We start from the raw sequence: 13,259 nt of genomic DNA, 5'->3' as shown, positions 1-13,259 counted from the left end.
TATGGAAAAGAAATCACCCCGCATCAAAATGCTGCTGACGCCCGGGGAAGTGGCAAAACGAACCGGCGTGGCGGTCTCGGCCCTCCATTTTTATGAGAGTAAAGGGCTGATCCACAGCCAGCGGAATGCCGGCAATCAGCGGCGCTACCGGCGCGATGTCCTGCGCGCGGTGGCGATTATCAAAATTGCGCAACGTATCGGCATCCCGCTGGCCACCATCGGCGACGCGTTTGGCGTGCTGCCGGAAGGGCACAATCTCAGCGCAAAAGAGTGGAAAATGCTGTCATCCCAGTGGCGCGAGGAGCTGGACCGGCGTATCCACACCCTGACGGCGCTGCGCGACCAGCTCGACGGCTGCATCGGCTGCGGCTGTTTATCGCGGCGCGACTGCCCGCTACGCAACCCGGGCGATAAACTGGGGGAAGAGGGGACCGGCGCCCGGCTGCTGGAGGAGGAGTGATAAAACTAAAGCGCCACAACTGGGCGCTTTAGTTGTTTTCCGGTCTTGGTCTTTCGCATTATCTCGTTGGTTCACGAGAGGGTTTCCCCCGACGTCGACGCCCCTCAGTATTGCGCAATCTGTTGATGGAGGTTCCGGTTTGCGTCGACACTTTAACTATGGCATCCGCCGCCGTTTTTTCCTCACTATTTTGCCGAAATTTTCCCGGCAATCAGCGCCTGTTCCTATAGTTAATTTGAACAAACCACGGGAGAGGCCCATGCTGACGGTACATCATCTTAATCAGTCACGATCGCAACGCGTACTGTGGGCGCTGGAGGAGCTACAGCTGCCTTATCAGATAGTCCGCTATCAGCGGGAAAAGTCGATGCTGGCGCCAGCGGCATTGAAGAAAATCCACCCGCTGGGGAAATCGCCAGTACTGGAAGACAACGGCTATGTGCTGGCGGAGTCCGGCGCGATCCTTGAGTATTTGCAGGAGCGCTGGGACAGCGATGGGCTGCTGAAGCCGCAGGGCACAGATGACAAACTGCAGTACCGCTTCTGGCTGCACTATGCCGAAGGTTCGCTGATGCCGCTGCTGTTAATGAAGCTGGTGTTCGCCAGCCTCGGCAGACCTCCGGTGCCCTTTGGCGTCCGCTCGCTGGGCTCGCTGCTGGGCAAAGGTATCCAGAAAGCGTGGCTCGATCCCCAACTGGCCACCCATGCGCGGTTCATTGACGACCATCTGGCCACGCGGCCATGGTTTGCCGGCGAGCAGCTGAGCATGGCCGATATCCAGATGAGCTTCCCGGTGATGGCGCTGCTGGCCCGCGGCGGCATGCATGATCTTCGCCATATCGAGGCCTGGCGACAGCGGGTGGAACAGCGCCCGGCCTGGCAGCGGGCCATCGAGCGCGGCGGCCCCTTCACCTTACCCGGCGCCTGAGGTATCAGCGGATCCGATGATGCGGCTAAATGAAAGCAACTGACTAAAAAATTGTTAGCGGATTGCGCATGGACGATAACGTTTGCGCATAAGCTGGTTATTTTCTGTTCGTCATAAGCGAAATTTAGCGAAATACGATAAACATCGGTTGAAAAGGGTTATCTAAAGGCCGGATAATCGTTTGCCTTTCTGTTTTGCTCCCTCTTTTATCTGCTTATCCAGGGGGAGGAGACAAGGTTGACACACCGTAGTGTATGCGTGGAGTTAAACGTTTGCTTTTTTGCAGCCCCCTGGCGCTGCGATTCGGTACAAGGAGATCGCGTTTAACTGGCAGTGGAAGGTCCACCACGCATATCAACGAACAATAAAAATTTTCAGGGGAAGTTTTCTATGTCTACGCCTTCAGCGCGTACCGGCGGTTCATTAGACGCCTGGTTTAAAATTTCGGCGCGCGGCAGCACCGTGCGTCAGGAGATTGTTGCAGGTCTTACTACCTTTCTGGCAATGGTGTACTCCGTCATCGTGGTGCCGGGCATGCTCGGAAAAGCGGGCTTCCCGCCGGCCGCGGTGTTTGTTTCTACCTGTCTGGTGGCGGGCGTTGGCTCGCTGGCGATGGGATTATGGGCAAACCTGCCGATGGCCATCGGCTGCGCTATCTCGTTGACCGCTTTCACCGCCTTCAGCCTGGTGCTGGGGCAGCACATCAGTATTCCGGTGGCGCTCGGCGCAGTATTCCTGATGGGTGTCCTGTTTACGGTGATTTCGGCAACCGGCATCCGCAGCTGGATCTTGCGCAACCTGCCGCAGGGTGTGGCACACGGTACCGGGATCGGGATTGGCCTGTTTCTGCTGCTGATCGCTGCCAACGGCGTTGGTCTGGTGATCAAAAACCCGCTGGATGGTCTGCCGGTGGCGCTGGGCAAATTTGCCAGCTTCCCGGTGGTGATGTCGCTGATTGGCCTCGCGGTGATCATCGGTCTGGAAAAAATGAAGGTACCGGGCGGTATTCTGCTGACCATTATCGGCGTGTCGATTGTCGGCCTGATTTTCGATCCGAACGTCCATTTCTCCGGGATTTTCGCCATGCCATCCCTGAGCGATGATAAAGGCAACTCGCTGATCGGCAGCCTCGACATCATCGGCGCGCTGAACCCGGTCGTGCTGCCCAGCGTGCTGGCGCTGGTGATGACGGCGGTCTTTGACGCCACCGGTACTATCCGCGCGGTGGCCGGCCAGGCAAACCTGCTGGACAAAGATGGGCAGATCATTAACGGCGGTAAAGCGCTGACCACCGACTCCCTGAGCAGCGTCTTCTCCGGTTTAGTCGGGGCGGCGCCAGCGGCGGTGTATATCGAATCGGCGGCGGGTACCGCGGCCGGCGGTAAAACCGGGCTGACCGCGGTGACGGTCGGTGTCCTGTTCCTGCTGATCCTGTTCCTCTCTCCGCTCTCGTATCTGGTACCACCTTACGCGACGGCACCGGCGCTGATGTACGTCGGCCTGCTGATGCTGAGCAACGTGGCGAAAATCGATTTCAACGACTTCGTCGACGCGATGGCTGGCCTGATCACCGCGGTGTTTATCGTGCTGACCTGTAACATCGTGACCGGCATTATGATCGGTTTCGCGACCCTGGTGATCGGCCGCCTGGTCTCCGGCGAGTGGCGTAAGCTGAACCTCGGCACGGTGATTATCGCGGTGGCGCTGGTGGTCTTCTACGCCGGCGGGTGGGCGATTTAAACCCTTTGTGCTCCTCACGGGCGGCTCAGGCCGCCCGTTTTATTTTTAAGCCACATCCTGTTTCCATTTGCGTTAATCTGGGTAGCGTATGATTCACAGGCAAGACGCCTCACAGGTATAAAAGAAAACGCAGCAAACAGGGAACACATGGAAATATTCTTTACCATCCTCATCATGACCCTTGTGGTCTCACTCTCCGGGGTAGTGACGCGCGTACTGCCCTTTCAGGTTCCACTCCCACTGATGCAAATCGCCATTGGCGCGCTTCTGGCGTGGCCGACCTTTGGTTTGCACGTTGAATTTGATCCAGAGCTGTTTCTGGTCCTGTTTATCCCGCCGCTGCTGTTCGCCGACGGCTGGAAAACGCCGACCCGCGAATTCATTGAGCACGGGCGCGAGATCCTTGGCCTGGCGCTGGCGCTGGTGGTCGTGACGGTGGTCGGCATCGGCTTTCTGATCTACTGGATTGTGCCGGGCATTCCGCTTATCCCGGCGTTCGCGCTGGCGGCCGTACTGTCGCCGACTGATGCCGTGGCGCTCTCGGGTATCGTCGGGGAAGGGCGGATACCGAAGAAAATCATGGGCATTCTGCAGGGGGAGGCGCTAATGAACGACGCCTCCGGCCTGGTCTCGCTCAAGTTTGCCGTCGCGGTGGCGATGGGCACCATGGTCTTTACCGTCGGCGGCGCCACCGTCGAGTTTCTGAAAGTGGCGATTGGCGGCGTGCTGGCAGGGTTTGTGGTGAGCTGGTCGTATGGCCGCTCGATGCGCTTCCTCAGCCGCTGGGGCGGGGATGAACCCGCCACGCAGATTGTCCTGCTGTTCCTGCTGCCGTTTGCCTCCTATCTGATTGCCGAACATATCGGTGTCTCCGGCATCCTGGCGGCGGTAGCGGCGGGGATGACCATCACCCGTTCCGGCGTGATGCGCACCGCGCCCTTGGCCATGCGCCTGCGCGCCAACAGCACCTGGGCAATGTTGGAGTTTGTCTTCAACGGCATGGTCTTCCTGTTGTTGGGCCTGCAGCTGCCGGATATCCTCTCCAGTTCGCTGGTAGCGGCGGAGGCCGACCCCAACGTTGAGACCTGGATGCTGTTTACCGACATTATCCTGATCTATGCCGCGCTGATGCTGGTGCGTTTTGGCTGGCTGTGGTCGATGCGTAAGCTCAGTCAGCGCTTCCTGAAGAAGAAGCCGATGGAGTTTGGCTCCTGGACCACGCGCGAGCTGCTGATCTCCTCCGTTGCCGGGGTGCGCGGGGCGATTACCCTCGCCGGTGTGCTCTCCATTCCTCTGCTGCTGCCGGACGGGAATGTCTTTCCGGCGCGCTATGAGCTGATTTTCCTCGCCGCCGGGGTGATCCTGTTCTCGCTGTTTGTCGGGGTGATTGCGCTGCCGATCCTGCTACGTCACATTGAATCGAGCGATAATGTGCAGCAGCGGAAAGAGGAGCGTCTGGCGCGGGCGGCGACGGCGGACGTGGCGATTGTGGCGATCCAGAAGATGGAAGAGCGGCTGGCGGCGGATACCAAAGAGAATATCGATAACCAGCTGCTGACCGAAGTCAGTTCGCGGGTGATCGGTAACCTGCGCCGGCGCGCCGATGGGCGTAACGACGTGGAAACCTCTATGCTCGAAGAGAGTCTGGAACGCCGCTTCCGCCTGGCGGCGCTGCGCTCTGAGCGCGGCGAGCTGTACCATCTGCGCGCCACCCGGCAGATCAGTAACGATACGCTGCAGAAGCTGCTCCACGATCTCGACCTGCTGGAAGCGCTGTTAATCGAAGATCAATAACCTGTAATCCGGATAGCGCGACGCTTAACTGGCGAGACTGCAGTAAATGTGTAGCCCCGGTAAGCGTTAGCGCGACCGGGGGAAACCCGGGCAGCGGCGCAAGCGCCTGACCCGGGCTACCCCTTCCCTTGCGGAACGCGTTGTCACCAGGGAATTATTCCAGCCAGAACGCTTTGCTGCACGCCAGCCAGGCCTCAGCGCTGCGCGACATATATACGCCTTCCCGCCAAATCATCCCCAGCTCCCAGCGCAGCTCGCTTTGCAACGGGATCCAGCAAAAATTCTGCCGGTCGAGACGCTGGCAAATCGGTTCCGGCAGGATCGCTACGCCAATGCCCGCCTGCACCATGGCGGCGAGAAAATCCCACTGGCCGCTGCGCACCGCGATACGTGGCTTCACGTCATGCTCGGCAAACAGCCGCATCAGCTGCTGGCTAAGGGCAAATTCCTCGTTGTAGATAACCAGCGGATGCGACGCCAGCTCGGCCGGCGAGAGCGAGGTTTTACCTTCCCACTCCGCGGTTCTTGGCGTCAGGACGCACAGCGGGTGATTGAACAACGGCAGAATGGTGAGGCTGCTATCCTCCTCGACAGGCAGGGCGGTCATCGCCATATCAAGTTCGCCATTGCTGACCGCCTGCTGGACCGTCAGGCCGCCAAACTCGGCGATCTTCAGCTCGACGCCCGGATAGCGCTGGCGGAAGCGACTGATCGGCTCGGCCATCAGCATCCCGACCATCGGCGGAATGCCAAGCCGCAGCACCCCTTTATGCAGGTGGTTGATATCGCTCAGCTCTGACTCCAGCTGGCTGAACTCGCCCAAGATCGCCTGGCCGCGTTCAAAAACGACGCGCCCGGTATCGGTGAGCAGTAGTTTGCGGCCGTCGCGGATCAACAGCGTGCAGTTCAGCTCATCTTCGAGATTCTTGAGCATCTTGCTGATGGTGGGCTGTGTGACAAACAGCTTTTCCGCCGCGCGAGTAAAACTCTGCTGACGAACCACTTCAACGAAATAGCGCAGCGTTCGGATATCCATAATTATTCCCTGAGACTATACCTGCGATGATTTTAATTCATTTCTGTCCGCGTCGGCGGCTCTCTATACTGCACCCCTGACTTCTTTTTTCCAGGAATATCGCTCATGGCCTTCGCGCCAGCTCGCGTTGTCCCCGTCGTGGCGCAACGTCTTCAGATCCCGGTGCAGGTACTTCTCTACGTCGGGTTATTTATCTTCGCGCAATATCTGGTGAACACCTGGCAGGTGCCGCTGCCGGCCAACCTGGTCGGCATGGTGATGCTCCTGCTGCTGATCGTCTGCCGGGTGATCCCCCTGAACTGGGTTCGCGCCGGCGCCCGCTGGTTGCTGGCGGAAATGCTGCTGTTTTTTGTCCCGGCGGTGGTGGCGGTGGTCAATTATGCTCAACTGCTGATGGTCGACGGCTGGCGGATTTTTCTGGTGATTGCGTTAAGCACGCTGATGGTGCTGGGCGCCACCGCCTGGGTCGTTGACAAGGTCTATCGTTACGAAGTGAGCAGGATAAATAAATGAGCGATGCCACGCTAAGCATCCTGTGTCTGGCGGCGACGCTGGGCCTCTATTACGCTAATAAAAAACTGTATCGCCGTTTTCATAAACTGCCGTTGATGCCGCTGGTATTTACGCCGATCCTGCTGGTGCTGATCCTGGTGGCAGGCCATATCTCTTATCAGAGCTATATGGGAGAGACCCACTGGCTGCTCTGGCTGCTGGGCCCGGCGACCATCGCCTTTGCCGTCCCGGTCTATGAAAATATCGCGGTGATCAAACGCCACTGGATGTCTCTCAGCGCAGGGGTGGTGACGGCGGTGGTGGTAGCGGTGACCAGTTCCGTGTGGCTGGCGCGCGGATTGATGTTGTCTGACGAAATACAGCGTAGCCTGGCGGTGCGTTCGGTGACCACGCCTTTTGCCCTGGCGGCGGCGAAACCGCTCGGCGGTCAACCCGATCTGGTGGCGTTGTTTGTGGTGATCACCGGCGTCTTTGGTATGGCGGTGGGGGACATGCTGTTTTTACGGCTTGCTATCCGGGAAGGGATGGCGAAAGGGGCCGGGTTCGGGGCGGCTTCCCACGGTGCCGGAACCGCGCGCTCCTATGAGCTGGGCCAGCAGGAGGGCGTAGTGGCCAGCCTGGTGATGATGCTCTCAGGGGTGGTCGTCGTGCTGGCTGCGCCGGTCGTGCGCTGGCTGCTGTTTTAACATGGTCCCGTAACCGGATATTATGAAATATTGAGGGGGAGAATAGTTGTGGACTATTTTCCCCTGTTTTTGTTTATACCCGTTATTACTCATCATAAAAGATTAAGTCGATTCTTATGTTTCTCCTGAATTTGTAAGAAAATATTTCAATGGCGTCGGCTATTTAATTGCAATCTAAATATAATTCAGTGTTTTTATTATTTTCACGAATTATATAACTGCTTATCCAAGTGATTTTTAAGGTTTTTTATGTCGCGCCGATAATCTTTTAATACGCGTTGTATAAAAAATAGCATATCTGTTGATAATTGAATTTTTACCATGTGTTAGTTATTCTTTTTACGCGAGCTTGTATTATTGAATGGATTCATAGTGGGTCGTTTATTTCTGCATAATAGTGCCTGTCATCAAGCCGATAGCATGTAAATGCCGGCATGACGCCGCGCTGATTGAATTTCATTCTCTAATATCGCTGCATAAAGCAATTGACGGACTGATTGTCGTTTATAATGGATATGGGAATAAATATGAAGATGAGTAAAAAATTTCTGGCAGGTGCCCTGATTTTCTCTGCCTGCAGCGCGCTGTCTACCGTTGCCCAGGCTGATAACACCATTACCTTTAATGGCATTGTTTCAGATACTACCTGTACGGCGACCATCGATGGCGGTGTGACTGCCATTGATATGGGTACCACCTCGGTGGCGGACCTGAAAGCGTATACCTTCGGCGCAGCCAAAAATTTCTCCTTTAGCTTAGCGGATTGCCCGACGGTGGAAGAGGGGGGAAATAACTCCGCCCGCGTGACTTTCGGCGGGGTTTCCGATACCGCGAATAGCGATTACTTTAAAAACCAGGCTACGGAAGACGCAGCAACGGGCGTCGCTGTGGCGCTGTATGACGAAGCCGGTAGCCTGATGAAAAATAACGAAGAAGGTTCCGATGTCGATATCTCTTCCGGTGCCGCAACGATTCCGTTCACCGTTAAGATGGTGAAATCGGGCTCTGGTGAACCGACAAAGGGTGCCGTTCAGACAACGGTAACTTATAACGTGACCTATCATTAATTCTGCATTTTATTGAAGGGAGAAAGGGGGATCGTCTGTTATTCCCCTTATTTAAGCGTATGAGATATCCTTTTTTTGTGGTTGGTTTAGTGCTGTCGTCTTCTATCGCGCAAGCCAGCGTGGTGGTTGGCGGTACGCGCCTTGTCTTTGATGGTACGAAGAATAACGCCGTTATTAGCGTTGAGAATAAAGATCAGAACAGCAATATCGTGCAGTCCTGGCTCTCTGTGGTTGATGCTGCTTCACCAGCAAAAGATGCATTTATTATTACACCACCGCTATTTCGTCTTAAAGCCAGAGAAAAAGGATTTGTGCGTATTGTCCGTTCAGGAAAGATGTTACCAGACGACCGCGAATCCATGTTTTGGCTAAATATTAAAGGGATCCCGGCGACGGAATATATTCCTGATAAAAATGTCGTGCAGTTTGCTATCAACTCGAAAATAAAATTAATTTACCGGCCTGCCGCGTTAAAAGGTAATACACCAGAAAGCTATGCCGACAAATTACAATGGGGTAAAGAAGGAGCGACCCTAACGGTAAAAAATAGTTCACCAGTGTATATGAATTTCTCGCAGGTTAGTCTTAACGGTAAAAATATTTCTGGTGCATGGTTTGCAGCCCCGTTTTCGACTTTAAAAATACCCGTCAGGAGTAACCTGTCCTCGGCAGGAAAAAAAGAAATCACATGGAGCGTGATTAATGATTATGGTATGTCAGGGAAGAAATATACCGCTCTTATTCAGTAGCATTGAGCCGCTATTTCCAACTAAAAGTCTCTGCGTCGCTATTTTTCTGTGCCTGAGTACCCTACCTACTTGCGCTGAGGCCGGCGAATATTTCAACCCAAACCTACTCGAAGTCACCGCTAATAGTGCGACTTCAGTTGATCTGTCTTATTTTTCGCAAGATGGCGTACCGCCGGGTACTTATTACCTGGATGTTTTCATCAATGATAAGTATGTCGGTTCTGAATCGCTCCTGTTTCAGGTAAATAACCCTGACGCTGGTGCAAACGCAACGGTGACTCCCTGTCTTTCTACGGAGTTTCTTCATTCATGGCTCATCAATACCGCCGCCTATCCGAAGCTGTTCGAGGCAGGAAAAACCTGTGCTCAGCTGTCGGCGATCCCGGGCGTGACGTTTACGGTTTCACTTGCCCAACAGCGGATAGATTTTACCGTCCCACAAGCCGCCATGCTGAACCGCCCCAGGGACTATGTGCCGGAGAGCCAGTGGCAGCAGGGGATTAACGCCGGTATTCTCAACTACAGCATTTCCGGGCAGCGCAATACCCCGCGACATAACGGCGCGACTATCGACAGCCAGTTTATCAGCCTGCAGCCTGGCGTGAACCTGGGGCCGTGGCGCCTGCGCAACTACAGCACCTATAGCCACAGCGACAATAGCAGTCGCTGGGAGTCGGTATACTCCTATATCACCCGCGATATCCAAACCCTGCGCAGTCAACTGGTGGTGGGCAACACCTATACGTCGTCGGGCATCTTCGACAGCATGAGCTTTACCGGCCTACAGCTCAGCTCAGATAAAGAGATGCTGCCGGATAGCCTTCACGGGTTTGCGCCGACGATCAAGGGTATTGCGCGTACCACCGCTGAGGTCTCGGTCTATCAGAATGGCTATAGCATTTATAAAACCACCGTTGCACCCGGCGCCTTTGAAATAAAAGATCTTTACGCCACCGGCAGCGCCGGCGATCTGTACGTCAGCATTAAAGAGTCTGACGGCAGCGAGCAAAACTTTGTGGTGCCATTCGCCTCGCTGGCGATCCTGCAGCGCGAGGGCCAGCTGGACTATGCGCTGAGCAGTGGCAGAACGCGCTCAGGTAGCTCCGACGATAAAGAATATAACTTTATTCAGTCCTCTCTGGTTTATGGCGTGACCAGCAACGTTACTCTTTATAGCGGCTTTCAGCAGGCGGAAGATAAATACACCAACTTGCTGTTAGGCGCCGGTTTTAATCTTGGGACTATCGGCGCCCTCTCATTTGATGGTTCTCAGTCATGGGCTGATGTCAACGCCAACGCCGCGGCCACATCGACCAGTAAAGAACAGGGGCAATCTTATCGCGTCCGCTTTAGCAAAAGTTTTCTCCAGACCGGGACCAACTTTTCCGTGGCCGGTTATCGCTATTCCACCGCGGGATACTATTCGTTTCAGGATTTTGTCGATAACGCTTCCACTCAGTATGACTGCTGTACCAGCAACGGCAGAACGAAAGGCCGTTTTGACGCCTCGGTGTCACAGACGCTGTTTGGCTATGGCTCACTTTCGCTGTCGCTGATCAATGAAACCTACTGGGACAACTCGCGCATGGCGTCGGTCGGGGTGGGCTATAGCGGAGCAATCGGCAAAGCCTCCTACTTTATTAACTATTCCTATAACCGCAACGTGCAGAACACCGATGACAGCGGTCATAACCGGCCGGCCAGCGATACGGTCGTCTCCCTGACGTTAAGCATTCCGCTGGGAGACTCACTCTCCGCGAATTACACCATGAACCATGGCCGCCATAACGACACCACGCACAGCGTGGGACTTAACGGTTCAGCGTTCGAGGATCGCTCCCTGAACTGGAGCGTGCTGGAAGGGTACAACACCCAGGATAAGAGCACTTCCGGCAACCTCAGCGTCAACTACCAGGGGGCAAAAGGCGACGTGGCGGGCGGCTATGGCTACGACCGCTACAGCAATCACTACAACTATTCGCTGCGCGGCGGCATGGTCGCCCATTCAGGTGGGCTCACGCTGTCACGCTTTCTGGGGGAGAGTTCGGCGCTGGTCGAGACCCCCGGCGTCAGCGATGTGACGGTGCGCGGCCAGACAAACGTGACGACGGATGCCACCGGATATGCCGTGGTGCCCTACGTCCGTCCATACCATCGTAATAGCCTGGCGCTGGATGAACAGGAAATCCCCGGCGCTGAAGTGGATAACGTTGCCAGAACGGTGGTACCGACGCGCAACGCGATCGTCAAAGTGCAGTATGACACGCGAATTGGCTATAAGGCGATGCTCACACTGCGCACCCGCAGCGGGGTGGTGCCCTTCGGCGCGCTGGTGACCCTCGATAACGCCCGGCCTAACACCAGCGTCTCGCGCAGCAATATCGTTGGCGATGAGGGGCAGGTTTACCTGACGGGGTTGCAGAAAAAAGGCCAGCTGCTAGCACGCTGGGGGGACAAAAGCAGTGAGCAGTGCACCGCTCATTATGATTTCTCCAGCACCACGCTGAGCGACAATATTCAGTTTTATCAGGCCATCTGCCGATAATGGCCGTACGTTCGCAACAGGAAAAAAGGGCTGATATGAGCATTAAAGACTGCGGAGCAGGGGGCTGTGTACTGGCTAGCCTTTTACTGCTCTCCGCTCCCGGGTTGGCTTACGAGAGCAACAGCACGGTCAATTTTAAGGTTACGGGCACGATCGAAGCGCCCTCCTGTGAGGTGGCCGTGGAGCCGTCGAATCGTATTGATTTAGGCACCGTTCCCTATCAGACGTTCTCCGGAAAAGCGGGATCGAGCAGCGCCAGCGTGCCGGTTAAGCTGCTCTTTTCCAACTGTTCCGCCTATGCGTCGGCAGTGACGATCACATTCAGTGGGGCTGGTTTCGATGAAACCCATACTTCGATCTATAAAAACTATATGACAGGCAATAGCGGGGCCACCGGCGTTGGTTTGCAACTGCTCAGCATGGCCGACCAGCAGCCGCTGGGCCCCGATAACCAGTATCTCTTCACCTTTGATAGCGAAGCGGACATCCACACGTTCACCATGGCGGCACGGATGTACTCACCTTATGGCCAGGTGAGTCCCGGCATTGTCGGTTTTACCGCCACGTTTGATGTGGCTTATAAATAATGATTTCGACAGGGAAGTTTATGAAAAAGCTTATTTTATTTTTCATTGTGGTGCTGATCCCCTCCTACAGCTGGGCGTTATGTGAGGGGAAAAATTATGGCGATATCTCGATGACTAACCTGCCGGAAAAAATACTGATCAACGCCGGAAATTATACCGCGGGTACGGTGCTGTACGATTCCGGGAAAATGAATCACGCGCAAACGTTTATGCTCAATTGCCAGGGGCAAATTTACGCGGTGTTTGCCTGGTCTTCGAGCAATGCCGGGGCGTTGGTCGGCGATAACATCTATACCACCTCGGTGCAGGGGATCGGGATACGCGTTAAAGTGTGGCTTAATATCAGTGGTGAATATGAGAACGATACAAATGATTTCACTCCCGACTCGCAGGTGCATTATATCGGCGATGCCAACTTTAAACTCGGTGAGCCTAATGGCTTTTTAGATTACTTCGCTTCCACACATTACACCCCGGCGTATCAGCTGCAGCTGGTAGCGACTGGCGGCGCGATTGCCAGCAATAGTACATTATCCTTTAACGACCCGGTGGCGACGGTATCGGCAAAGGATAAGTCAGGCTCGGTAGCGATTTCCCAACTGCATATCAGCGGAACCACCAGCATCCAGATGATCCCGATGGGGTGCGATGTCAGTAGCAATAATCTTAGTTTTGCCATGGGCAGCATCAATACCGGCGAGTTTAATAGCGCGACGAAGGTAGGATCAGCGCGGCAGTCCATGAATCTCTTTTGCGAGCCGGGAACCAATGTTTCGATGCGGGTGGTGGCGGCGGAAGCGAGTGGGAATAATCCTGATAACACCGTAATGGCCTTAACGGCAGAAGAGAATGTTGCCACCGGGGTGGGGGTCCAGTTGAATCTGGATGGCGAAGCGCTGCCGCTGAATACCGACATCAGCCTCTATACCTCGAGCCGTACGACGGTAACGAACGACGGCGCAGATGCCAGCTATAGCTATTTCACCCATCCCGACAGTCCTGGCGGGGCAGCCGCTCAGCAGTCGCTCGCTTTTTCCACAAACTATTATAAGACGGGAAATATAGTGACAGCAGGTTCAGCAAACGCAGCAGGGGTGATCACCTTCACCTACAACTGACGGGGGCAGAATAAGCCCCTTCCCCGGACGATGCCG

The 13,259-nt window shown here is 55.3% G+C and carries 12 protein-coding genes; 11 read left to right on the top strand and 1 reads right to left on the bottom strand.

Translation table 11 applies throughout. The features are described from left to right. Nucleotide 1: 1 nt before the first annotated feature. The 4 genes from soxR (at nucleotide 2) to GT756_RS23415 (ending at nucleotide 4,922) form a co-directional block, all read left to right on the top strand. Entirely contained in the window at nucleotides 2-460 is a 459-nt protein-coding gene (gene soxR / locus GT756_RS23430) for a redox-sensitive transcriptional activator SoxR (protein WP_004206331.1), read from the top strand. A 259-nt stretch (nucleotides 461-719) separates the two neighbouring features. Then, the gene (locus GT756_RS23425) at nucleotides 720-1,388 is read left to right on the top strand and encodes a glutathione S-transferase family protein (protein ID WP_004206332.1); all 669 of its coding nucleotides are present in this window, start codon (nucleotides 720-722) and stop codon (nucleotides 1,386-1,388) included. A 390-nt stretch (nucleotides 1,389-1,778) separates the two neighbouring features. Continuing rightward, the gene (locus GT756_RS23420; RefSeq protein ID WP_122542255.1) at nucleotides 1,779-3,128 is read left to right on the top strand and encodes an NCS2 family permease; all 1,350 of its coding nucleotides are present in this window, start codon (nucleotides 1,779-1,781) and stop codon (nucleotides 3,126-3,128) included. 147 nt (nucleotides 3,129-3,275) lie between these two features. After that, complete coding sequence (locus GT756_RS23415; protein ID WP_160125100.1) at nucleotides 3,276-4,922, top strand: Na+/H+ antiporter; 1,647 nt, start codon at nucleotides 3,276-3,278, stop codon at nucleotides 4,920-4,922. 154 nt (nucleotides 4,923-5,076) lie between these two features. Here the strand turns inward: GT756_RS23415 and GT756_RS23410 are convergent, their stop codons facing one another. Next, nucleotides 5,077-5,958 carry a LysR family transcriptional regulator gene (locus GT756_RS23410; protein ID WP_004177821.1) on the bottom strand — a complete coding sequence of 294 codons (882 nt, stop codon included), beginning with the start codon at nucleotides 5,956-5,958 and terminating at the stop codon, nucleotides 5,077-5,079. A 105-nt stretch (nucleotides 5,959-6,063) separates the two neighbouring features. Here GT756_RS23410 and GT756_RS23405 point away from each other — a divergent pair, with 105 nt between their 5' ends. The 7 genes from GT756_RS23405 (at nucleotide 6,064) to GT756_RS23370 (ending at nucleotide 13,223) form a co-directional block, all read left to right on the top strand. After that, the gene (locus tag GT756_RS23405) at nucleotides 6,064-6,471 is read left to right on the top strand and encodes a CidA/LrgA family protein (protein ID WP_032456851.1); all 408 of its coding nucleotides are present in this window, start codon (nucleotides 6,064-6,066) and stop codon (nucleotides 6,469-6,471) included. Further along, the gene (locus tag GT756_RS23400; RefSeq protein ID WP_004206338.1) at nucleotides 6,468-7,157 is read left to right on the top strand and encodes an LrgB family protein; all 690 of its coding nucleotides are present in this window, start codon (nucleotides 6,468-6,470) and stop codon (nucleotides 7,155-7,157) included. The genes GT756_RS23405 and GT756_RS23400 overlap by 4 nt, the downstream gene beginning before the upstream one ends. A 509-nt stretch (nucleotides 7,158-7,666) precedes the next feature. Continuing rightward, the gene (locus GT756_RS23390) at nucleotides 7,667-8,224 is read left to right on the top strand and encodes a fimbrial protein (RefSeq protein WP_072096590.1); all 558 of its coding nucleotides are present in this window, start codon (nucleotides 7,667-7,669) and stop codon (nucleotides 8,222-8,224) included. Between the two features lie 59 nt (nucleotides 8,225-8,283). After that, nucleotides 8,284-8,973: a fimbrial assembly chaperone gene (locus tag GT756_RS23385; RefSeq protein WP_032426186.1), complete on the top strand. Its 690-nt coding sequence runs from the start codon at nucleotides 8,284-8,286 to the stop codon at nucleotides 8,971-8,973. Next, nucleotides 8,927-11,518, top strand: a complete 2,592-nt coding sequence (locus GT756_RS23380) for a fimbria/pilus outer membrane usher protein (RefSeq protein WP_032426187.1) — start codon at nucleotides 8,927-8,929, stop codon at nucleotides 11,516-11,518. Before GT756_RS23385 ends, GT756_RS23380 begins: the two co-directional genes overlap by 47 nt. A gap of 35 nt (nucleotides 11,519-11,553) precedes the next feature. Further along, complete coding sequence (locus GT756_RS23375) at nucleotides 11,554-12,105, top strand: fimbrial protein (RefSeq protein WP_004206345.1); 552 nt, start codon at nucleotides 11,554-11,556, stop codon at nucleotides 12,103-12,105. Between the two features lie 20 nt (nucleotides 12,106-12,125). Next, on the top strand, nucleotides 12,126-13,223 hold the full coding sequence (locus tag GT756_RS23370; RefSeq protein ID WP_004206347.1) for a type 1 fimbrial protein: 1,098 nt from the start codon (nucleotides 12,126-12,128) through the stop codon (nucleotides 13,221-13,223). Nucleotides 13,224-13,259 lie beyond the last annotated feature (36 nt).

Origin of the sequence: Klebsiella sp. Q2 (assembly GCF_009900705.1) — a bacterium.
GTDB classification, from domain to species: Bacteria; Pseudomonadota; Gammaproteobacteria; order Enterobacterales; family Enterobacteriaceae; genus Klebsiella; species Klebsiella quasipneumoniae.
This window is presented reverse-complemented; position numbering and strand designations above follow the sequence as displayed.

Excerpts from the sequence above, each read along its gene's own strand:
- soxR (WP_004206331.1), top strand. The coding sequence starts at position 2 with ATGGAAAAGAAATCACCCCGCATCAAAATGCTGCTGACGCCCGGGGAA.
- GT756_RS23425 (WP_004206332.1), top strand. The coding sequence starts at position 720 with ATGCTGACGGTACATCATCTTAATCAGTCACGATCGCAACGCGTACTG.
- GT756_RS23420 (WP_122542255.1), top strand. The coding sequence starts at position 1,779 with ATGTCTACGCCTTCAGCGCGTACCGGCGGTTCATTAGACGCCTGGTTT.
- GT756_RS23415 (WP_160125100.1), top strand. The coding sequence starts at position 3,276 with ATGGAAATATTCTTTACCATCCTCATCATGACCCTTGTGGTCTCACTC.
- GT756_RS23410 (WP_004177821.1), bottom strand. The coding sequence starts at position 5,958 with ATGGATATCCGAACGCTGCGCTATTTCGTTGAAGTGGTTCGTCAGCAG.
- GT756_RS23405 (WP_032456851.1), top strand. The coding sequence starts at position 6,064 with ATGGCCTTCGCGCCAGCTCGCGTTGTCCCCGTCGTGGCGCAACGTCTT.
- GT756_RS23400 (WP_004206338.1), top strand. The coding sequence starts at position 6,468 with ATGAGCGATGCCACGCTAAGCATCCTGTGTCTGGCGGCGACGCTGGGC.
- GT756_RS23390 (WP_072096590.1), top strand. The coding sequence starts at position 7,667 with ATGGATATGGGAATAAATATGAAGATGAGTAAAAAATTTCTGGCAGGT.
- GT756_RS23385 (WP_032426186.1), top strand. The coding sequence starts at position 8,284 with ATGAGATATCCTTTTTTTGTGGTTGGTTTAGTGCTGTCGTCTTCTATC.
- GT756_RS23380 (WP_032426187.1), top strand. The coding sequence starts at position 8,927 with ATGATTATGGTATGTCAGGGAAGAAATATACCGCTCTTATTCAGTAGC.
- GT756_RS23375 (WP_004206345.1), top strand. The coding sequence starts at position 11,554 with ATGAGCATTAAAGACTGCGGAGCAGGGGGCTGTGTACTGGCTAGCCTT.
- GT756_RS23370 (WP_004206347.1), top strand. The coding sequence starts at position 12,126 with ATGAAAAAGCTTATTTTATTTTTCATTGTGGTGCTGATCCCCTCCTAC.